Source organism: Streptomyces sp. NPDC050528, from assembly GCF_044457795.1.
Taxonomy (GTDB): domain Bacteria; phylum Actinomycetota; class Actinomycetes; order Streptomycetales; family Streptomycetaceae; genus Streptomyces.
The window spans coordinates 77,434-97,970 of sequence record NZ_JBITHH010000011.1; the positions used below are offsets into that span (position 1 = coordinate 77,434).

Here is a 20,537-nt window from a genome sequence, read left to right on the forward strand (position 1 = left end):
GGGGGTATGGTGGGGCTGAGGCAGTAGGGAACAGATGTTCGATAGCCCTCAGGGGCCACGAGTGCGGGAGGTGCGCGTGCCGGGTTTCACGCATCTGCACACCGTCTCCGGGTACTCCCTGCGCTACGGCGCCTCGCACCCCGAGCGGCTCGCCGAGCGCGCCTCGGAGCGGGGCATGGACGCCCTCGCCCTCACCGACCGCGACACCCTCGCGGGCACCGTCCGCTTCGCCAAGGCCTGCGTCAAGGCGGGCATCCGCCCCCTGTTCGGCACCGAACTGGCGGTCGGCGAGCCGGTACGCGGGGAGCGGCGCCGGGCTCCCGTGCGCGGCGGCGCCTTCATCGACGAGTCGACACCCCGGGTGACCTTCCTCGCCCGGGACGGCGCGACCGGCTGGGCCGACCTCTGCCGGCTCGTCACCGCCGCCCACACGGCCGTAGGCACCCCTCTCCTGTCCTGGCCCGCCAACCACGGCGACGCCCTGACCGTCCTGCTCGGCCCCGCCTCCGACGTCGGCCGCGCCCTCGCCGCCGGCCGCCCCGACCGCGCCGCGAAACTCCTCGCCCCCTGGCGCGAGATCTACGGCGACGCCCTGCGCCTGGAAGCCGTCTGGCACGGCCTGACCGGTACCGGCCCCGGCTCGCTGCGCCTCGCCGCCCGCACCGTCGGCTTCGCCGCCGAGCAGCGCGTACGGCCCGTGCTCAGCAACGCCGTACGGTACGCCGACCCCGGCATGGGCCCGGTCGCCGACGTCCTGGACGCCGCCCGCCGCCTGGTCCCCGTCGACCCCACCAAGGGGCTGGACTCGGGCGAGGCCTGGCTCAAGGACGCGGGCACCATGCTCGACGCCGCCGAACGGGTCGTCGAGGCCGCCGGGTTCCGCCGCGACACCGCCCACCGCCTGCTGGAGCAGACCCGGGCGACAGCCGCCGAGTGTCTCGTCGACCCCGAGGACGACCTCGGCATCGGCACCGTCCACTTCCCCGAACCGCACCTCGTCGGCGCCGGCCACCGCACCGCCCAGCGCGCGCTCGCCTCACGGGCGGCGGCGGGGATGGTGCTGCGCGGCCACGCCGGGAAGCACGCGTACTGGGAGCGGATGCACCGCGAGCTGGACATCATCGCCCACCACGACTTCGCCTCCTACTTCCTGACGGTCGCTCAAGTCGTCGACGACGTACGGAAGATGGGCATCCGGGTCGCCGCGCGCGGCTCGGGCGCGGGCTCGCTCGTCAACCATCTCCTCGGCATCGCGCACGCCGATCCCGTCGAACACGGGCTGCTGATGGAGCGGTTCCTGTCCCGGCGCCGTTCCGTGCTGCCCGACATCGACATCGACGTGGAGTCCGCGCGCCGCCTTGAGGTCTACCGCGCGATCATCGCCCGCTTCGGCACCGAGCGGGTCGCGACGGTCTCGATGCCGGAGACGTACCGGGTGCGGCACGCGATCCGTGACGTCGGCGCGGCCCTGTCCATGGACCCCGCCGACATCGACCGCATCGCCAAGTCCTTCCCGCACATCCGCGCCCGGGACGCCCGCGCGGCCCTCGCCGAACTGCCCGAACTCAAGGCGCTGGCGGGGGAGATGGAGAAGTACGGCAGACTCTGGGAACTGGTCGAGGCGCTCGACGCGCTGCCGCGCGGGATCGCCATGCACCCCTGCGGGGTCCTCCTCTCCGACGCCGGTCTCCTCGCCCGTACGCCGGTCGTGCCGACCAGCGGCGAGGGTTTCCCCATGTCGCAGTTCGACAAGGAGGACGTCGAGGATCTCGGACTGCTCAAACTCGACGTACTGGGCGTGCGGATGCAGTCCGCGATGGCGCACGCGGTGGCCGAGGTGGAGCGGGCGACGGGGGAGCGGATCGACCTGGACGCCGTACCGCCGGGCGACCCGGCGACGTATCAACTCATCCGTTCCACCGAGACGTTGGGCTGCTTCCAGATCGAGTCGCCGGGGCAGCGGGATCTGGTGGGGCGGCTGCAGCCGGCCACCTTCGACGACCTCGTCGTGGACATCTCGCTCTTCCGGCCCGGTCCGGTCGCCGCCGACATGGTGCGGCCGTTCATCGAGGCGCGGCACGGGCGGGCGCCGATGCGTTATCCGCACGAGGACCTGAAGGAACCGCTGCGGAGCACCTACGGGGTCGTCGTCTTCCACGAGCAGATCATCGACATCGTCGACATCATGACCGGCTGCGGACGCGACGAGGCGGACCGGGTGCGGCGCGGGCTGTCCGACCCGGAGTCGCAGGGGCGGATCCGGTTCTGGTTCGCGCAGCACGCGGCGGTGCGCGGCTATGACGCAGAAACGATTCAGCGAACCTGGGAGATCGTCGAGGCCTTCGGTTCCTACGGCTTCTGCAAGGCGCACGCGGTCGCGTTCGCGGTACCGACGTACCAGTCGGCGTGGCTGAAGGCGCACCACCCGGCGGCCTTCTGCGCGGGGCTGCTCACGCACGACCCGGGGATGTATCCGAAGCGGCTGCTGCTGGCGGACGCGCGGCGGCGGGGGGTGCCGATCCTGCCGTTGGACGTGAACCGGTCGGCGGTCGCCCACCGTATCGAACTGGTGTCTGAATCCCCTGTGGTGTGGGGACTTCGGCTCGCGCTCTCCGACGTGCACGGCATCAGCGAGGCCGAGGCGGCGCGGATCGCGGACGGGCAGCCGTACGCCTCGCTGCTGGACTTCTGGGAGCGGGGGCGGCCGAGCAGGCCACTGGCCCAACGGCTCGCCCAGGTCGGCGCGTTGGACGCCTTCGGTGCCAACCGCCGTGATCTGCAACTCCACTTGACCGAGCTGCACCGGGGCGCCCGGGGTGCGGGCGGCGGTCAACTCCCGTTGTCCGGTGGGCGGAAGACGGCTCCGGCCGGGCTGCCCGACCTGTCCTCGGCGGAGCGGCTCAGTGCCGAACTCGGGGTGCTGTCCATGGACACCTCGCGCCATCTGATGGACGACCACCGCGCGTTCCTCGACGAGTTGGGCGTGGTGTCGGCGCGCCGGCTGCGGGACGCCCGGCACGGGGAGACGGTGCTGGTCGCGGGCGCCAAGGCGGCCACCCAGACCCCGCCGATCCGCTCCGGCAAGCGGGTCATCTTCACCACCCTCGACGACGGCACCGGCCTGGTCGACCTCGCCTTCTTCGACGACTCCCACGACGCCTGCGCGCACACCGTCTTCCACTCCTGGCTGCTGCTGGTGCGCGGGGTGGTGCAGCGGCGTGGGCCGCGCAGCCTGAGCGTGGTCGGCGCGGTGGCCTGGGACCTCGCCGAACTGGTCGAACTGCGGGGCGAGGGCGGGCTCGACGTGGTCGCGGCCCGGCTCGCGGAACCCGTACCGGAAGGCGCCGGCTCCGGCGACGGCTCCGGTGGGAGACGGATCCAACTGCCCACCGGATACGAGCTGCATCCATGGGCCGATCTGCGACCGGCGGGCGAAGAGCCCACGAAAGTACGGAAGTTGTGGCACCAGAGTCCGGGGAGTGCGGGATGACCATCCTCTGCGTACGTTTCCAGCTGCCGCCGACGGACGAGGCTGCCTTGCCTCAACTCCTGGGCCTGCTGGAGGAGTTCACCCCTGTCGTCGAGGCCCTGCCGCCGGACGGCGCGCTGGTCGATCTGCGGGGCGCCGAACGGTACTTCGGGCGCGACGCCGTCGAGTTGGCGGCGGTGATCCGGGTACGGTCGCTCGCCCTGTACGGCGTCGACTGCATGATCGGCGCCGGGCCGGGACCGATGCTCGCCCGCATGGCGCTGCGCGACGCCCGGCCCGGGGTGACCAGCGCCGTATCCGCCGACGCCGTAAGGGAGTTCATCGAGGAGAAGCCCGTCTCCGCGCTCCCCGGCGTGGGCACCGCGACCGCCCGCACCCTGTGCGAGTACGGCCTCGACACCCTCGGCCGGGTCGCCGCCGCACCTCTGTCCACGGTGCAGCGCCTGGTCGGCGCCAAGGCCGGCCGCGACCTGCACGAGAAGGCGAACGGCATCGACCGCGGCCGGGTCGTCCCGAACGCCGTCTCCCGCTCCCTCGCCACCGAACGCCCCTTCACCCGCGACGAGTTGGACCCCGACCGGCACCGCCGCGCCCTCCTCTCGGCGGCCGAGGACCTGGGCACGAGACTGCGCGCCCTGGACAAGGTCTGCGCCGGCCTGACCCTCACCGTCCGCTACGCCGACCGCTCCTCCACCACCCGCACCCGCACCCTCAAGGAACCGACCGCACACTCCGCGGTACTGACCAGAACGGCCTACGACATGTACGAGGCACTCGGCCTGCAACGCGCCCGCGTCCGCGCGCTCACCCTCCGCGCCGAGAGCCTCCGCCCCGCCGAACACTCCTCCTACCAGCTCACCTTCGACCCGGTCGACGAGAAGGTCCGCCGCATCGAGGAGGTCGCGGACCGCGCGCGAGCGAAGTTCGGGCCGCGTGCGGTGATGCCGGGGGCGCTGGCGGCGTAACTCTCCTTATGCGTACGTCAGTTGGCCCACGGCGCGACGATGCGCGTCCCGTCGTCCAGCTTCGCCTCCAGGCCGATGGAGGTGGTGACCCAGGTGACGGTGGTCCGGTCGGTGGGGTTCTCGGCGCCGAAGGTCGCACCGGGGTTGATGATCAGCGTGTCGCCCGCGGTGACCCGCTCGGTACGGCCGTCGAGCGTGATCACCAGCTCGCCGTCGAGAATGTGCAGGATCTCCTCGCGGTTGACGGTGTGCAGCGGCGCCTTGGTGCCGGCGGGGATCTCGCCCCGCCATGCGCACAGTTCCTTGCTGCCGGTGCTGGGATGCGCGTACGAGACGAAGCGGGCGCCGTGGATCTCGTGAGTGACGGCTTCGGTCGAGCGGATGACGGGCATGGACTGGCCTCTCTCGAAATGGTCAAGCTGCTTGACTACTTGGCTTCATGGTCAAGCTGCTTGACCAATCCGTCAAGGGTGTTTCAATGCCTCCGTGCAGAACTCCGAGGCCATCGCCCTGTCCGCCGCCGTGCTCGCCGTCGCCGGAGAGCTCACACAGCGCATCCACGAGGGTGTCGTCGCCCGCGGTTTCGAGGGGGTGCGGCCCGCGCAGGGGTTCGCCTTCGTCCGTCTCGCCCCGGACGGTGCGACGGTCACCGATCTCGCCGCCCACCTCGGAGTGACCAAGCAGGCGGCGAGTCAGCTCGTCGACGACCTGGTGCGCAGGGGGTACGTCGAGCGCCGCCCGCATCCCGTCGACGCGCGCGCCCGGCTGATCGTGCTCACCGAGTTGGGCTGGGCCTGTACGCGGGCGGCGGAGGAGGCCGCCGTCGATGCCGTGCGGCCCTGGGTCGAACTGCTGGGGGAGAGTGAAGTGCGCGTGTTGTGTGACCGTTTGCGGCGTATTGCGCCCTACGGTCCCATCAGGCCCACCTGGTGACTGGTTATCACTGGAAGTTTTTACTGACGCGTAACTTCACACTTCACCTACTCGCTCGTAACTTGACGAGTGAACAGCATTCTTGTGATCCGGATCACAGGGCGTAAGGCCGTCGCAACTCCCTTGAGCCGCAAGGAGATCACACGATGCTGCCCTGGAAACGACTGCTCAGACCCCTGACCGCGCTGCTGCTGACCGCCGCGGTCGCCGCCGTTCCCGCCACCGTCGCGCATGCGGCGAGTGCCCCCAGTAGTGGTTGGAACGACTACAGTTGCCGGCCCTCCGCCGCCCACCCCGACCCCGTCGTCCTCGTGCACGGCACCTTCGCCAACGCCACCGACAACTGGCTGGCCCTCGCGCCGTACCTGGAAGCCCGCGGCTACTGCGTCTTCTCCCTCGACTACGGCCAACTCCCCGGCGTCCCGCTCGTCTACGGCCTCGGTCCCATCGACAAGTCGGCAGAGCAACTCCAGGTCTACGTCGACAAGGTGCTCGCCGCGACCGGCGCCGCCAAGGCCGACCTGGTCGGGCACTCGCAGGGCGGGATGATGCCCCGCTACTACCTCAAGTTCCTCGGCGGCGCCGCCAAGGTGGACACCTTCGTCGGCATCGCGCCCGACAACCACGGCACCACCCTGGACGGCCTCACCGAACTCCTGCCGTACTTCCCCGGTGCCGAGGACGTGATCGCCTCGGCCGCCCCCGGCCTCGCCGACCAGGTCGCCGGCTCGGCCTTCCTCGCCAAACTGAACGCGGGCGGCGACACCGTCCCCGGCGTCCACTACACCGTCATCGCGACCAAGTACGACGAGGTCGTCACCCCCTACACGAGTCAATTCCTGAGCGGGTCCGACGTGCACAACGTGCTGATCCAGAACCTGTGTTCAGTGGATCTCTCCGAGCACGCGCTGCTCGGGCTCACCGACCGGATCGCCTTCCACGAGGTCGCCAACGCCCTCGATCCCGCGCACGCCACCGCCACCACCTGCCTGTCGGCGCTGAGTTGACCGTAGGCGCACCGCGGGGCCTGTCCGACCTGAGCCGCCGGACAGGCCCCGCCCCCTGCACGGCCGTACTAACGACCGTGCCGTCCACCGCCGTTGGTCGCGCGCCGGCGGACCGAGGCGAAGAGGGCCGCCGCGCCGAGCGCGAGAGAGGCCGCGCCGCCCACGACGAGATGCGGCGAGCTGTTGTTGGCGCCGGTCTCGGCAAGATTCTGTGAACTCCCCGCCGCCTGCGGCTCGTTGGCCTGAGCTGTCGCTGCCACCGGCTCCGCCGAGGTGCTCGCGTCCGCGTCGCCGTGGCCGTTGTGCTCGACGGTCGACTTGTCGGCACCGGCCGCGATCTGCTCGTCGGAGGGGGCGGAGGCGGAGGGCGCGGGAGTGGTGGGGGCGGCCGGCTTCGGTGTCGGTGTCGGTGTCGAACTACCCGTCGTACCACCGCCGTTGGATCCGCTGTTGCTGCCTCCGAAGCTGACGTCCGAGCAGGAGTAGAACGCCTCCGGGCTGTCCGAGCGCTGCCAGATCGCGTACAGGAGTTGCTTGCCGGAGCGTTGCGGGAGGGTGCCGGAGAAGGTGTAGAAGCCGTTCGAGGCGACGGGGTCGGCGGACGTCGCGACCGGGTGCTCCAGGTCCAGGTCGGACCAGGCGAGCGGTTGGGCGGGGTCGTAGCCGGACTTGGTGATGTACACCTTGAAGGTGCCCTTGTGCGGGGCGGTCACGCGGTACTTGAAGGTGTACGAGCCGCTGCTCACGCTCGTCGTCGGCCAGTCGGCGCGGGCCAGGTCGAGGCCCTTGAACTCCTCGTTGTTCGCGCTGCACAGCTTGCCGTCCGGGATCAGCGTCTGGTGCTGCCCGTTCGCGTCGCCGATCCGGATGCCGTTCCAGTCGTAGAGCGCCTGCGTCCCACCGGCCGCGACGGCCGCCTTGCATGCGTCGGACTTCGGGCTCTCCGGCCCCTCCGCGTAGCACTGCGTGACCCTGCTGACCGGGTCCCCCATCGAACCGTGCGCCACCGCGGGCGCTGCGGCGAGCGCGGTCAGGGCGAGCGGGGTCATCCCGAGGACGGCGACAGCGGCGACCTTGCGGCGTGCGGGCATGGGGGAACTCCAACTCCTCGGACGGTGCTCGGCGCGGGGGACGGATCCCGTGGGGGTGATCAGAAGCTAGCCCCTGGAAACCGCGAAATCGCCTGCTGGAGACGGGGAGGGGAGATCCTTATGGTCGTGTTAAGGCAGGGCTAACTGAGGGCTCAGGGAGGGACGGTTCCGTGAGCGAGGAGAGGTGTCGCGGATGAGGGGAGCGGACGGGGTTCGGGTCGCCGTCGTCGCCGATGTGCCGGCCGTGAAGGCCGTGACCGATGTGGCGTACCGCCCCTACATCGCGCGTATCGGTGTGGTGCCGCAGCCCATGGAGGCGGACCACCTGGCGAACGTGGTCGCGGGGCGGGTGTTCGTGACGGGGGAGCCCGTGATCGGGCTGGTGGTGATCGAGGAGCGTGGCGATCACCTGTTCCTCGACAGCATCGCCGTCCACCCCGAGGCGCACGGCACGGGGGTGGGGCGGCGGCTGCTGGAGTTCGTGGACGCACGCGCGCGTGCGCTCGGGCTGGCCGAAGTCAGGCTCTACACGAACGCGCTGATGTGGGAGAACCAGGAGATCTACCCGAGGTTCGGGTACGAGGTCGTGGAGCGGCGTGTGGACGGGCCGTACGACCGTGTCCACTACCGGAAGCCGCTGGACTGACCGGGGCCGACCGGGGCGACCCGGGATCAGCCGTCCGGCCACCACGTGCGGGCGATGTCCTTTCGGACCTCGGGGCGCTCGGCAGGGCGCTCGTCGGGCTCCTCGCGCACGCGGCGGGTGTCCGACTTCTTCAGGGGCTTCTGCACGGTTACGCGGCGCATGGCTGCCTCCTTGTGTCCACCCGGGGTCGTGTTCTCACGAGGTAGACCGTTCCCGGGAGGGTGACTCATCGGCGCGAGTCTGTCTGTGGCCGCTGTCACGATGGGATTGTCAGTGGCGGGTGTCACGCTGGGCGCATGAGTGAACCTGTAGCGAACTTCGACTGGGACGCGGAGGCCGCCGCCTTCGACGAAGAGCCTGATCACGGCCTGCGCGACCCGGAGATCCGCCGCGCCTGGGCCGACCGGCTGCGCACCTGGCTGCCCGTCGGCGCCGCCGACCTCCTCGACCTCGGCTGCGGCACCGGCAGCCTGTCGCTCCTCGCCGCCGAGCAGGGGCACCACGTCACCGGCGTCGACCTCTCCCCGGCGATGCTGGACCTCGCCCGCGCGAAGCTGGCCGGCCGTGACGCGGTGTTCCTCGTCGGCGACGCGACGGCGCCCCCGGTGGGCGAGCAGCGCTTCGACGTCGTCCTCGTACGGCATGTGCTGTGGATGCTGCCCGACCCCGCCCGGGTCCTGCGGCACTGGCACGGACTGCTCCGCCCCGGCGGCCGGCTCGTGCTGATCGAGGGCGTGTGGGGCACGGTCGACCCGGCCGGCATACCCGCCGACCGTCTCGCCGGGCTCCTGGCACCCCTGGTGTCCGACACCGGGCACGTGCGCGTGGAGCGGCTCTCGGACGACCCGCTGCTGTGGGGCAGGTCCGTGGACGACGAGCGGTATGCGGCGGTGGCCGTGTCGTAGGCCGGGCTCACGCCAGCAGCCCGTCAAGCCGGGCTCAGGCTCAGGCCAACAGCTTGTCGAACCCGCCCTCACGGGCCAGCCTCTCCAACGTGTCGAGCGCAGCCGTGGCCGCCGCCGCGGCTGCGGGGTCCGACTCCGCCAGCCCGCTCTCCTCGAACTCGTCCTCGTCCAGGCGTCGTACGTCCGTGCCGTCGGCGGAGATCCACAGGTCCAGGTCGAGGTCCTCCACGACGAGTTCGGCGCCGGAGAGCGTGGCGGGGCGGGTGATGTCGCAGTACCAGCCCTTCAACTGCCCGGCGCCGTCCCGGACTTCCTTCACCGCGTACCAGCGGTCCCGCCAGTAGTACTCGGTGAACACGTCACCGCGCTCGAAGCGCACGAAGCCGAAGTCGCGGACACCGTCACCGGCCCACGGGGCGCGGACGGCGAGGCGGACGCCGTCGTCGAAGAGCAGTTCCGCCGCGTAACGGATCTTCGTACGGCCCGCCTTGACGAGGACGACGTCCAACTGGCGGGTGGGATCAGGTGAGTTCACGGACATAGCGCACCTCCGCGGCGCAGATTTCGTAGCCGAACCATTTGTTGATCGCGAGCATCGGCTCGTTGCCGGTGTCGTTGCCCGTGAACGCCTCCGTGTATCCGGCGGCGCGGGCGCGGTGCAGGGAGTCGTTCTTGGCGAGCTTGGCGAGGCCCCGGCCGCGGTGGGCGCGGGCGGTGCCGGTCATGGCCGTGAAGTAGCGCGTGCCGCCGTCCGCGCGGACCGCGCTGAAGGCCGCCGGGCGTCCGTCGACGACGGCCACGGACGTCAACTCGGCGCTGAACAGGGGGTGTCGCCAGGTCTCGTCCAGCCAGGCCTCGTAGTCGCTGAGCTCGGCGTCGATGTCGCTGGGTTCGTCCAGCGACGCCTCCGCGTCCAGGGCGAACAGGGGGCGCGGGTCGGCGGCGAAGTCCGAGCCCGGGCGGATCTCCACGTCCGGAGGGGGAGTCCGGAGCGGAGGCAGCGTGCCGTGCGCCAGGTCCAGGCGGAGGAAGCGCGCGGAACGGCTCGCCGTATAGCCGAAGTGCTCGGCGAAGGCGCGGTTGGCCGGCTCGTCCAGAACCCAGGCGTGGAGCCGGGTGGCGCCCGCGGCGGCCAGGTGTTCCTCGGCGGTACGGACCAGGAGTCCGCCCGCGCCCCGGCGGGTGTGCTCCGGGAGCACATGCACGTTGACGAAGCCCTGGCCCGGCTCCGGGCTGTCGTAGGCGATGCCCACCTGGGCCGTGCCGACGATCTCGCCGTCCTCCTCCGCGACCAGCCTGCGCAGCGCGGCCTCCGGACGGGCGTGGGCGATGTCGAAGGCGACGGACTCCGGGGTGAACACCATGAAGGGCAGGACGAGGCGGCGGACCTGGACGAAGCCGTCCAGGTCGGCTCGGACGTCGGGGCGAAGGTCGCGCACGATCACGGTCATGGAGTCGCACGCTACGGCGGAGCCGCGCCGGAGTGCCTCCTATTTTCCGGCGGGTGTCTTCGCCGCATTTCCGGCGGGCGCGTTCTCCGGTGGGTGCGGGACAATCGGGCCGTGACCCTGAAGATCCACATCGATGACAGTGCCGCGCCCTACGAGCAGATCCGCGCCCAGATCTCGGAACAGGCCCGGTCCGGAGCGCTGCCGGTCGGCTACAGGCTGCCCACGGTACGAGGACTGGCCGAGTCGCTCGGTCTCGCCGCCAACACCGTCGCCAAGGCGTACCGGGCCCTGGAGACGGACGGCGTGATCGAGACGCGGGGCCGCAACGGGACGCTGATCGCGGCCGCGGGCTCGGCGGCGGAGCGGGAGGCGTCGTTGGCCGCGCAGGTCTATGCGGAGAAGGTTCGGCGGCTGGGGCTTACGGAGGGGGACGCGGTGGCGGCTGTGCGGGATGCCCTGCGGGCGGCCTACGGGGAGGGGTGAGGTGAGTTCGGCGCCGCCGGTACGCGTCGTTGTGGCCGAGCGCCGTCGCGGCGGAGACAGCCGACCGGCAGAAGCGGCGCCGGTGCCTACAAGTACAACCCCGCGTCCGCGCCCTCCCGTTGGTCCGGTACCGATGTCGGTTGCGTGCCCCGGCGCAGGGCGTACAGCTCCGCCAGGGTCGCGCCCTCGCGGCCCACTCCCTCCTCCGTGCCGAGCCAGGTGATGGACTCCTTGCGGGTGAGGGGGCCGACCTCGATACGGGCGAGGCAGCGGCCGGGGCGGACGACGGCCGGGTGGAGGCGCTCCAGGTCCTCGTTGGTGGTGACGCCGACCAGGACGTTGCGGCCCTGGCCGAGGAGGCCGTCCGTGAGGTTGAGGAGCCGGGACAGCGCCTGGCCCGCCGTGTGCTTCGCCTCGCCGCGGATCAACTCGTCGCAGTCCTCCAGCAGGAGGAGTCGCCAGCGGCCCTTGCCCGTCGTGTCGTCCTCGCCGATCGCGATGTCCATCAGATAGCCGACGTCGCTGAACAGCCGCTCCGGGTCCAGCACACAGTCCACCTGACACCAGTCCCGCCAGGAACGCGCCAGCGTGCGCAGCGCCGAGGTCTTGCCGGTGCCCGGCGGGCCGTGCAGCAACAGCAGCCGGCCCGCGATGTCCTCCGGGGTCGTCTTCATCAGGGTGTCCATCGCATCGGCCACCGGACGCGTGTAGTTGGGACGCACCTCGTCCCACGTGCCCGCCGAGATCTGCCGGGTCGTCCGGTGCGGACCGCGCCGGGGGGAGACGTACCAGAACCCCATCGTCACGTTCTCCGGCTGCGGTTCGGGTTCGTCCGCCGCGCCGTCGGTCGCCTGGTCGAGGACCTTCTCCGCGAGCTCCTCGCTGGTCGCCGTGACCGTGACGTCGGCGCCCCGGTTCCAGCGGGAGATCAGCAGGGTCCAGCCGTCGCCCTCGGCGAGCGTCGCGCTGCGGTCGTCGTCGCGGGCGGCGCGCAGCACGCGGGCGCCCGGTGGGAGCAGGGTCGCCCCGGTCCGGACGCGGTCGATGTTCGCCGCGTGCGAGTACGGCTGCTCGCCCGTCGCGAACCGGCCGAGGAACAGCGCGTCGACGACATCGGACGGGGAGTCGGAGTCGTCGACGTTGAGCCGGATCGGCAGAGCGTCGTGTGGGTTAGCGGACATGGGGCCATGATCCGGCACACGGACGCCGTGTGCACCCGCTTTCCGCAGTGCGCCCCCGAGTGTCGCCTCCGTCCGATGCGTCCTCAACTGTGTCCGGTGCATCCGATGTGTCCTGACCGTGTCCGCCGTGTATCCCCTCCGCCCTGTTATAAGGCTGTGCACGCGGAGACCTGCCCCACCGCCCGGCACCGACGTTACTGTTGCCCATGATGGGACGTCATGGGTGGAATTCGGGGGCACTGCGGTGGCGGCTCACCGCGCTGCTCGGCGTGGGTGTGGCCGCACTGGCTCTGATCGTGACCCTGATCAACACGCTTCCCGGCGGCGGAAGCACCGCGGGCACCTCGCGCGACGGCGACAAGGTGCACGGCACTCCGGCGACCCCGCCCGACGAGGACCGGCCCGAGGTCGGCTGGGGCTTCACCCACACCCAGTACAGCGCCGACGAGGGCAGCGACACCGCGACCGAGCGCGTCGAGGGGCTGCTGGCCAAGTCCCAACTCCCGCAGGACCAGGCCATCATGGGCTGGGGCGCCGACAACCCCGAGCCGGTGAAGGGGCGTTACGACTTCGGCGCCCTGGACCGCCGTATCGACTTCATGCGCAAGTCCGGCGGCACCCCGGTCATCACGCTGTGCTGCTCCCCGGACTGGATGAAGGGGGGCAAGTCCGGTGTGGACAACACCAATTGGAGCCAGGCCTCGCTGGAGACGGCGCCCAAGCCCGACCACTACGCGGACTACGCGGCGCTCGCCGCGACCGTCGCCAAGCGGTACCCGGACGTCACCCACTTCATCGTGTGGAACGAGTTCAAGGGCTTCTGGAACGACGCCGAGCAGCGCTGGGACTACGAGGGGTACACCCGGCTCTACAACCTGGTCTACAAGGCGCTGAAGAAGGTCAACCCGAAGATCATGGTCGGCGGTCCGTATCTGGTGATGGACAGCGTGGACCCGCGCGACGCCAACGCCTCCAGCACGTTCAAGGGCAGTTGGGGCGCGATGGACCAGCGGATCATCGACGCCTTCGACTACTGGAACCAGCACAAGGTCGGCGCCGACTTCGTGGTCGTCGACGGCTCCAGCTACACCAACGACGACGACCTGCTGCCGAACGAGTTCGGGGCCACCGAGAAACTCACCGCCGTGAGCGAGTGGGTACGGCAGCAGACGCACGATCTGCCGCTGTGGTGGGCCGAGTACTACGTCGAGCCCGCCGACGGCAACGACGACCGCAAGGGCTGGTCCGAGACCCACCGCGTCGCCGTCCAGGCCACCGGCATGATCGCCCTGGCCAAGGGCGGCGCCACCTCCGGCTTCTACTGGAACCCGGAGGAGGAGAAGGGCACGGAGTGCGCGGGCTGCCTGTGGACACCGACCGACAGCTCCGACGGCGGGAGGCAACTGCCCATGTACGACCTGGTGTCCCGCTTCGACGCGGCCTTCGGACCCGGCACGAAGTACGAGACCGTGTCCGTCGCCGCCGACGACGTGCCCAACGTACGGGTCCTCGCCACCGACAAGACGATCCTGGTCGTGAACACCCTGGACCGGCAGATCAGCGCGAAGGTCGACGGCAAGCAGTTCGACCTGGCGGCCTACGGGGTCAAGTGGCTGACGCGATAAGCCACTTGACCCCGTAGGACTCCGCTCGGCCCCGCTACTTCATCGTCAGGAACCGCTGCACCAGCGAGGCCAGCAGTACCGCCAGCAGGGGCAGCGAGAACCAGAAACTGCTCTGCAGCCACCGCAGTTGACGCACGCTCGGCCGGACCGCGACCCGGACCACCTCGCGGGCCGTCAGCATCAGGATCAGGGCGAGCGCGGCCAGCGCGCCGACCACCGACCACGGCGTCCAGGTGATCTGCGGTCCGATCGGCCCGGGATCGGGCTTCGGGACCGCACCGGCCGGCTGCTCGCGCAGGGAGTACATGGTCACGTCGGCGTTGACGAGGACCTTCTTCAACTCCTGACGGTTGTCCAGGTTCTGGATGAGCCGGGACTCCCAACTCGCCGAGTAGCCCGCGTCCAGCTGGAGCGAGACGACCTGGCTCTTGTTGAGCATCAGATACGAGTTCGGGCCCGCGTCCTTGAGCGCCTTGACCAGACCGGACACCAGCACGGGGTCCGAAGGGGCCAGCGTGGGAACGTAGTTGACCCGCTCCATGTCCTTCGCGCCCCACGGCATGGCCGGCGTCACGTCGTTGACCGTGTCGTCGCTCAGCCACAGCAGCCGTACGGTCGGCTTGTCGTGGGCGTACACGTAGTTCATGGCCGCGACCTCGCCGGGCCGCACCCGCTCGAAGCCCTCGTTGCCCCAACGGGCCACCAGGAAGCCGCCCATGAGCACCAGGCCCGCGAGCAGCGCGGCCAGCGGGGCGAGGCTCATGCGGTCCTTCTCGCGCTCCTTGGCGGTGGCGCCGGTGCGCGGGAAGAGGGCGAGGCCCGCGAGCAGGGCCGCGCCCGGTACCGCGAACATGAAGACCCGCAGCGCCATCTCGCCGCCGTAGGACTGCATGCCGAAGCCCAGGAACGGGACGAAGGTGAGGACGAGGAGGGAGCGTTCGCGGTACTTGTGGTCGCGGCGGCGCCACCAGCCCCAGCAGGCGAAGGTCATGATGCCGCCGGCCAGCAGGACGCGGGTGTAGAGGACCAGCTTGTGGGTCGAACTGCCGCCTTGGATACGGCCGGAGACCGACGTCGAGACATTGCTGCCGACGCCGCCGACCCCGCCGAAGAGGTCGTTGAAGTGTCCGGACCAGTACGGCTCGGCCATGAAACCGAGCCAGACCGCGACCAGCACCCCGAACAGGATGGGCAGGCCCCGGAGTTCGGAACGGCCGATCAGGACGAGGACCGTGAGCACGCCCAGCATCACGAACGGCGTGAGCTGGTGGGCCGGGACGCTCGCCGCGAACAGACCGATCAACACCAGGAGCAGGACGGCCTGTTGACGCCGGTCGGTGGGTTCGACCTCCGCCTCGCCGGGGCGCATCTTCGTCCACAGGACGTGCGGTGCCCGGAACCAGACCAGGAGGATCGCCACGAAGGCCAGGTAGAGGAGGAAGGTGAAGCCCTGCGGGGAGAAGTAGTCCTGGCCGACCCAGCCGCTGAGCACGAAGATCCAGATGCCGGTCCACTTCGCCCGCCAGCTCGCCCGCAGCGAGCGCACCAGCAGGAACATCGGTGCCAAGTAGGCGAGTTGGATGGCGGTGGGCCACCAGCGGATCACCTCGGACCAGTCGGTGACCCCGCACGCCCTGCCGATGAACGCGGCCACCGCGAAGAAGCCCGGCCAGCTCCAGCGCGCGTCCAGGTCGGGCACGGCCGACCCGGTGCGGTCGATGTAGTCGATGAACCCGAGGTGCTGCCAGGCCGTCGGGAAGCGCGGCTCGGTCTCGATCACCGCGGGCAGTGCGTGGAGTGAGATGACGGTCGCGAGCAAGGTGATCAGCAGCAGTGTCTTGTGTTCGCGGCCCAGCCACAGCAGCGCGGCGAACACCACGATCAGCAGCGCGGCCCCGACCAGCGTGGGCAACGGCAGCACCGAGATCAGGCCGAGCCCTCCCATGCGGTCCAGGTCGGACTCGCCGAGCCGCGCCGCGGGCACCCAGTACAGGAGCAGCGCGGCGACCAGCAGACAGCCGAGCACGACACCGGGGCGGGTGGGCACGAGACGTTCGCGCAGGGACAACGGGCGGGCGGGCGGCGGGACTTCGGACTCCTGCGCCTCCTTCTCCGCCGCTTCCTCCCGGGCCTGTTCGCGGACGAGCGCCTCCTCCGGTACGACCACCCGGTCGGAGCCGTTGGCGGGCTCGAACGGCGCGTCCACCTCCGGCTCGGCGGACGGGCTCACCGAGGACTCCGAACCGGGCTCCCGCTCCTCCACCGGCAGCCCCACGATCTCGGGCCGCTTGATGCCGAGCGCCCAGGTCGGACGCTGGTCGCCGGAGACGATCGGGGTGCCGGTGGGCGGGGTGCCGGGTCCCGGGCGGACGTCCGGCCGGCGTTCCAGGTGGTCGAAGTCGACGTGGATGCCGAGCGCGAGGGTGTCGGAGTCGAGCGCCCAGGCCGGGCCGCGTCGGCGCGGGGCGGCGGCCGGGACCTCGCGCGCTCCCAGGTCGGCGAGGTCGCCGTCCGGTGCCGCGTCCTCGGGCAACTCCGCGGCCGGTGCGGCCCGTAGCGTCTTGAAGAGTCGGGGCGCGGCGATCGTCACGATCACCGCGAGGCTGGAGATCTCGGCGACGCCCGCGCCGGTCAGGCCCATGCGGGGGAGCAGCAGCAGCGTCAGACTGAGCACCAGGACGCACAACAGGCCCTGCAGCCAGGCGAGTCCACTGGTGCGGCTCTGCGCGCGCAGCACCGCGAAGTACGTCTCCATCACGACCCGCAGCAGCGCGCCCACCGCGAACCAGCGCAGCAGCGGGGTCGCCGCATCCGCGTAGCCCGCGCCGAACACGCCCAGGATGTACGGCGCCCCGACGAACAGCAGCCCGCAGATCGGCAGCATGATCCGGGCCATCCGCTTGAGCGCGGCCCGGGTGTTGGCGGCGATGCGCGCCGGGTCGTGCGAGCCCTCGACGGTCAGCGAGGCGCCCATGTTGATGGCGAGCAGATTGACCGTGCCGCCTATCGTCGTGGTGATGTAGAAGTACGCGTTGTCCTCGGAGCTGACCTGCGAGGCGATGATCACCGGCACGAGGTAGACCACGGCGAGCGAGAACAGCGAGCCGGTGTAGTCCCCGGCGAGGAACCGCCCGATCTCCCGCAGCGTCGGCGGCCTCGCGTGGTCCTCGGTCGCCTTGATGTGCCGGGGCACCAGCCGCCGGAACACCAGCCAGCCGAGCGGCACCACGGAGAACGCGATCGCGGCGACCCACGACACGAAGACACCGCTGGTGGCGAGCACCGACGCGAGACCCACGAGCAGCGCCAACTTGACGGCGGAGAACACCGTGTTGCCCACCGGCACCCACGGCGCGCTGCGCAGCCCGGTCAGTACCCCGTCCTGGAGCGTCAGCAGGTTCCAGGCGACGACCGCGACGACGAAGCCGAGCGCGGGCACGGGCCCGTGCAGGAAGCGGTACGAGGGTCCCCAGTCGTTCAGCGTCACCAGGAAGATCCCGGCCCCGAGCGCGACGACGATCGAACTGCCCGCGTACGTACGGAAGATGAGGCGCCCGGTGGCGCGTCCGGCGACCGGGATGAAGCGGGCCAGGGCGCCGGTCAGCGTGACCGCCGTGAGCCCGGCCAGCAGCTTCATCGCGGCGATGGCCGCCGAACCCTGCCCGACCGCGGACGGCGAGTAGTAGTGGGCGGCGATCAGCCAGTAGCCGAGCCCGAGCACCGCGGAGATCCCGGTGTTGAGCATCAGCGCGTAGGCGTTGCGGAACAGCGGGCTGCCGCCGGGGGACTTGCCCCGCCCCGGCAGGCGCAGCCGGCGCCCCGACTGCTGGGGCGCCTCGGTCTCGGGCGCCGCGTCCTGGGTGGTGGTCGTCGTGTCAGACACGGGAACGGCTGGCCTTCCGGCGTACCTGTCGAGCTCTGCGGACCATGGCGTAACCCTGGGTGAGGGCGCGGTCCCTGGCGAAGTTGCGGGCGATCGCACGGCCCTCGACGAGTCGCGCGAACTCCTCGACTCCCGTACTGCGGCGGACAGTTACCCGCCGCAAGGCGTACGGTCCCTGGCGGCGCCGGGCGAGGTCGTTGCCGACGGCGAGTGCCTGCGCGAACCCGGTCTCCCGTACCGCCTGGCGCACCCGGCGGCTGGAGTAGCCGTACGGATACGCGAACGAGACGGGCACGGCGCCGAGTTCGTCGGCGACGATCTCCTTGCAGCGGACCAGTTCCGTGCGCAGGGTGTCGTCGTCGAGCTGGTCGAGCTGCGGGTGGGTGTGGCTGTGGCCGCCGATCTCGACGTCCGCGCCCGCGAGTTCGCGCACCTGGTCCCAGTCGAGCATGGTGTCCAGGCCGCCGCCGGTGTCGTGGGCGCCCCGGATCCAGCCGGTGGAGACGAACAGGGTGGACGCGAAGCCGTGTTGGGCCAGCGCGGGCAGGGCATGCCGGTGCACGCCCTCGTAGCCGTCGTCGAAGGTGATCAGCACCGGGCGCTCGGGCAGCGGCTTGCCGGAGCGCCAACTCGCGGCCAGATCAGCCGTGTTGATCGGCGTGAAGTCCAGGTCGCCGAGGAGCGCCAGCTGCTCGGCGAACGCCTCGGGTGCGACGGACAGTTCACGGGTGGCGTCGTTCGGGGCGGTGGCGACCGAGTGGTACATCAGGATCGGCACCGGTGTGTCACTCATGCCTGCCCGCCCCCTGTGTTCGTGCGGCCCCCGCGCTCGTGTGCGTCCCTCTCGATCTCCACCACCGCGTAGGTTGCCCCGCCGCGCCGGGCCCGGACACTCCCGACGACATACCCGCCCGCCGCCGTGAACACCCCGGCGACGATCGCGCCCGCTCGGCCCGCGCCGCCCGGACGGGCGAACACGGCGTCGCGCAGCCCGCGTACCACCCCGGCCGGCAGGACCCGGGTCGTGTACCGGCGCTCGGACTCAAGTCCCTTGTCGGCGCCGACACTTCGGGCCACCAGGGCCTTGGAGAGGCCCTCGGCGTAGGTGCGGGTGCGGAAGTAGCCGAAGTGCTCGCGCACCGCGGGCACCCGGTGGTGGATCACCGCCCGGTCGTCGATCAGGAGTACAGCGTCCGGCCTGGCCCGGGTGAGGCGGATGCAGAGCTCCGTCTCCTCGCCGCCCAGCGGGCGCTTGTCGCCGTCGCGGCCGATGCCGGTCGCGAAACCGCCGGCCGCGTCGAACGCCGTACGGCGGAAGGAGGCGTTGCCGCCCAGGACGTTGCGCACCCGGACCCGGCCCGGCGGCAGGCCCCTGTACGTGCAGCCCACCACCCAGTCGAACTCCTCGGGAAACCAGGCGGGTCGGCGGCCGGACGCCCAGATCGGCATCGTGCGGCCGCCGACGGCCATCACCTTCGGATCGGTGTACGCCTCGGCGAAGTGCCGCAGCCACTCCCGCTCGGCCACGGCGTCGTCGTCGAGGAAGGCGATGACCTCGCCGCGGGAGGCGGCGATGCCGGTGTTGCGGCCCGCGGACAGACCGCGCGGGCCCGCGTTCGCCAGCACGCGGACCTCGCCCGTCTCCTTCACGTCCTTGTACTCCCTGGTGAGCCGGTCCAGGAGAGCGGGGTTGTGGTCGACGACCAGCAACGTCTCCAGCGCGGGCCGCGACTGCGCCCGCACCGAGGAGACCGCCGCGAGGATGTCCTCCCAGCGGTCCTCGGTGTAGACGCAGATCACGACAGAGATGTCGGGACTGCTCAAGACACCTCTCCCCGGACCGATTTGAGCTGCGGGTCGAGCTGCGGTTCGAGGGTGTCGATCATCGTGGAGTGCGAACGACGGCGCAGCGCACGCCGGTTGGAGCGCTCCTTGAGGATCACCTTGAGCACCCGGATCCCGTCCCGCACGGCGCGCAGATTGCTCGTGCCGTGGATACGGAGATACTCGTGGCTGGGGATCTCCTGCACCTTGAGGCCGGCCTTGACCACCCGGATGTTGATGAGCGTCTCGATCTCGAAACCGGTGCAGTCGAGGTCGATCTTGTCGAGGCAGTGCCGCCAGAACGCGTTGTATCCGTAGCAGAGATCGGTGTAGCGGGCGCCGAACTTGCGGTTGACGATCGTGCACAGCGCCCAGTTGCCGAGCTTGCGGATGAACGTCATGTCGTCCGTGCCACCGCCGTTGGCGAAGCGCGAACCCTTGGCGAAGTCCGCGCCCGAGACGAGGGCGGAGACATAGCTGACGATCTCGTGCCCGTCGGCCGAGCCGTCCGCGTCGACCATCACGATGATGTCGCCGCTGCAGGCCTCGAACCCGGTGATCAGGGCATCCCCCTTGCCCTTGCCCTGCTGTTCGACGACCTTGACCCCGGGCCACAGCTCGCGGGCCACCTCGACGGTGTTGTCGGTGGAATTGCCGTCCACAAGAACCACTTCGTGTATCCAAGCGGGAAGTGTCTTGAAGACGTAGGGGAGATTCTCCGCCTCATTCATGGCGGGAATCACCACGCTCACCGGCGGTGTGATCGCCAGGTGAGAGGAGATCGGCCGGTATTTGGCCGACATTAACGGATCTTGGCCCGATGCAGCTGGGCGCAGAACAGAACTCACGAGTCTGGTCCCTCTCGTCCGGCGGACCGCCCGCCCCTGGGCGGCCCGGCTCTGTGCTCCGGTTCGAAAGGGGGGTTCTCACGGGCGCCACGGAGAAATGGATCTCCGTGCACGCGTGGTGAGCTGGCAAAACTGGTCGACCCCCGAAAAACATGAAAGCCGGCCGCGCGGACGACTCGGTCACAAAAGCGGTCACCGAGCACGG

At 70.7% G+C, this 20,537-nt stretch carries 18 protein-coding genes; 8 read left to right on the forward strand and 10 right to left on the reverse strand.

The window, feature by feature from the left end:
* Positions 1 to 76: 76 nt before the first annotated feature.
* Together ACIBK4_RS33775 and ACIBK4_RS33780 are read left to right on the forward strand one after the other, a co-directional pair.
* On the forward strand, positions 77 to 3,490 hold the full coding sequence (locus ACIBK4_RS33775) for a DNA polymerase III subunit alpha (protein WP_399000927.1): 3,414 nt from the start codon (positions 77 to 79) through the stop codon (positions 3,488 to 3,490).
* Positions 3,487 to 4,455: a DNA polymerase thumb domain-containing protein gene (locus tag ACIBK4_RS33780; RefSeq protein WP_399000929.1), complete on the forward strand. Its 969-nt coding sequence runs from the start codon at positions 3,487 to 3,489 to the stop codon at positions 4,453 to 4,455. Before ACIBK4_RS33775 ends, ACIBK4_RS33780 begins: the two co-directional genes overlap by 4 nt.
* 17 nt (positions 4,456 to 4,472) lie before the next feature.
* Here the strand turns inward: ACIBK4_RS33780 and ACIBK4_RS33785 are convergent, their stop codons facing one another.
* Complete coding sequence (locus ACIBK4_RS33785) at positions 4,473 to 4,847, reverse strand: cupin domain-containing protein (RefSeq protein ID WP_399000931.1); 375 nt, start codon at positions 4,845 to 4,847, stop codon at positions 4,473 to 4,475.
* 94 nt (positions 4,848 to 4,941) lie between these two features.
* Here ACIBK4_RS33785 and ACIBK4_RS33790 point away from each other — a divergent pair, with 94 nt between their 5' ends.
* Positions 4,942 to 5,388: a MarR family winged helix-turn-helix transcriptional regulator gene (locus ACIBK4_RS33790; protein WP_399000933.1), complete on the forward strand. Its 447-nt coding sequence runs from the start codon at positions 4,942 to 4,944 to the stop codon at positions 5,386 to 5,388.
* A gap of 146 nt (positions 5,389 to 5,534) precedes the next feature.
* Positions 5,535 to 6,395, forward strand: a complete 861-nt coding sequence (locus ACIBK4_RS33795; RefSeq protein WP_399000935.1) for an esterase/lipase family protein — start codon at positions 5,535 to 5,537, stop codon at positions 6,393 to 6,395.
* 68 nt (positions 6,396 to 6,463) lie between these two features.
* Here the strand turns inward: ACIBK4_RS33795 and ACIBK4_RS33800 are convergent, their stop codons facing one another.
* Positions 6,464 to 7,486, reverse strand: a complete 1,023-nt coding sequence (locus ACIBK4_RS33800) for a lytic polysaccharide monooxygenase (RefSeq protein WP_399000937.1) — start codon at positions 7,484 to 7,486, stop codon at positions 6,464 to 6,466.
* Positions 7,487 to 7,679: 193 nt separating this feature from the next.
* Here ACIBK4_RS33800 and ACIBK4_RS33805 point away from each other — a divergent pair, with 193 nt between their 5' ends.
* Positions 7,680 to 8,132 carry a GNAT family N-acetyltransferase gene (locus tag ACIBK4_RS33805; protein WP_399000939.1) on the forward strand — a complete coding sequence of 151 codons (453 nt, stop codon included), beginning with the start codon at positions 7,680 to 7,682 and terminating at the stop codon, positions 8,130 to 8,132.
* A gap of 26 nt (positions 8,133 to 8,158) precedes the next feature.
* Here ACIBK4_RS33805 and ACIBK4_RS33810 read toward each other — a convergent pair whose 3' ends face one another.
* Positions 8,159 to 8,293 carry a hypothetical protein gene (locus tag ACIBK4_RS33810; RefSeq protein ID WP_399000941.1) on the reverse strand — a complete coding sequence of 45 codons (135 nt, stop codon included), beginning with the start codon at positions 8,291 to 8,293 and terminating at the stop codon, positions 8,159 to 8,161.
* Positions 8,294 to 8,428: 135 nt separating this feature from the next.
* Between ACIBK4_RS33810 and ACIBK4_RS33815 the strand changes: the two genes are divergently transcribed.
* Positions 8,429 to 9,037 (forward strand): class I SAM-dependent methyltransferase, encoded by a 609-nt coding sequence (locus ACIBK4_RS33815; protein WP_399000943.1) that lies wholly within the window; start codon positions 8,429 to 8,431, stop codon positions 9,035 to 9,037.
* Between the two features lie 40 nt (positions 9,038 to 9,077).
* Here ACIBK4_RS33815 and ACIBK4_RS33820 read toward each other — a convergent pair whose 3' ends face one another.
* Both ACIBK4_RS33820 and ACIBK4_RS33825 read right to left on the reverse strand, forming a co-directional pair.
* Positions 9,078 to 9,578, reverse strand: coding sequence for a DUF402 domain-containing protein (locus ACIBK4_RS33820; protein WP_399000945.1), 501 nt, complete (start codon positions 9,576 to 9,578; stop codon positions 9,078 to 9,080).
* Positions 9,559 to 10,488, reverse strand: a complete 930-nt coding sequence (locus tag ACIBK4_RS33825; protein ID WP_399000948.1) for a GNAT family N-acetyltransferase — start codon at positions 10,486 to 10,488, stop codon at positions 9,559 to 9,561. Before ACIBK4_RS33825 ends, ACIBK4_RS33820 begins: the two co-directional genes overlap by 20 nt.
* 111 nt (positions 10,489 to 10,599) lie before the next feature.
* On the opposite strand from ACIBK4_RS33825, the gene ACIBK4_RS33830 reads away from it, so the two are divergent.
* Complete coding sequence (locus ACIBK4_RS33830; protein WP_399000950.1) at positions 10,600 to 10,971, forward strand: GntR family transcriptional regulator; 372 nt, start codon at positions 10,600 to 10,602, stop codon at positions 10,969 to 10,971.
* An 86-nt stretch (positions 10,972 to 11,057) separates the two neighbouring features.
* Here the strand turns inward: ACIBK4_RS33830 and ACIBK4_RS33835 are convergent, their stop codons facing one another.
* Positions 11,058 to 12,152, reverse strand: a complete 1,095-nt coding sequence (locus ACIBK4_RS33835) for a DUF5925 domain-containing protein (RefSeq protein ID WP_399000952.1) — start codon at positions 12,150 to 12,152, stop codon at positions 11,058 to 11,060.
* Positions 12,153 to 12,361: 209 nt separating this feature from the next.
* Between ACIBK4_RS33835 and ACIBK4_RS33840 the strand changes: the two genes are divergently transcribed.
* Positions 12,362 to 13,777, forward strand: coding sequence for a xylan 1,4-beta-xylosidase (locus tag ACIBK4_RS33840; protein WP_399001481.1), 1,416 nt, complete (start codon positions 12,362 to 12,364; stop codon positions 13,775 to 13,777).
* Positions 13,778 to 13,811: 34 nt separating this feature from the next.
* Here the strand turns inward: ACIBK4_RS33840 and ACIBK4_RS33845 are convergent, their stop codons facing one another.
* From ACIBK4_RS33845 to ACIBK4_RS33860, 4 genes are read right to left on the reverse strand one after another with little or no spacing between them, the layout of a single operon-like run.
* Positions 13,812 to 17,660 (reverse strand): lipopolysaccharide biosynthesis protein, encoded by a 3,849-nt coding sequence (locus ACIBK4_RS33845; protein ID WP_399000954.1) that lies wholly within the window; start codon positions 17,658 to 17,660, stop codon positions 13,812 to 13,814.
* The gene (locus ACIBK4_RS33850; protein WP_399000956.1) at positions 17,653 to 18,453 is read right to left on the reverse strand and encodes a polysaccharide deacetylase family protein; all 801 of its coding nucleotides are present in this window, start codon (positions 18,451 to 18,453) and stop codon (positions 17,653 to 17,655) included. The genes ACIBK4_RS33845 and ACIBK4_RS33850 overlap by 8 nt, the downstream gene beginning before the upstream one ends.
* Complete coding sequence (locus ACIBK4_RS33855; protein ID WP_399000958.1) at positions 18,450 to 19,484, reverse strand: glycosyltransferase family 2 protein; 1,035 nt, start codon at positions 19,482 to 19,484, stop codon at positions 18,450 to 18,452. The genes ACIBK4_RS33850 and ACIBK4_RS33855 overlap by 4 nt, the downstream gene beginning before the upstream one ends.
* Complete coding sequence (locus tag ACIBK4_RS33860) at positions 19,481 to 20,332, reverse strand: glycosyltransferase family 2 protein (RefSeq protein WP_399000960.1); 852 nt, start codon at positions 20,330 to 20,332, stop codon at positions 19,481 to 19,483. Before ACIBK4_RS33860 ends, ACIBK4_RS33855 begins: the two co-directional genes overlap by 4 nt.
* Positions 20,333 to 20,537 lie beyond the last annotated feature (205 nt).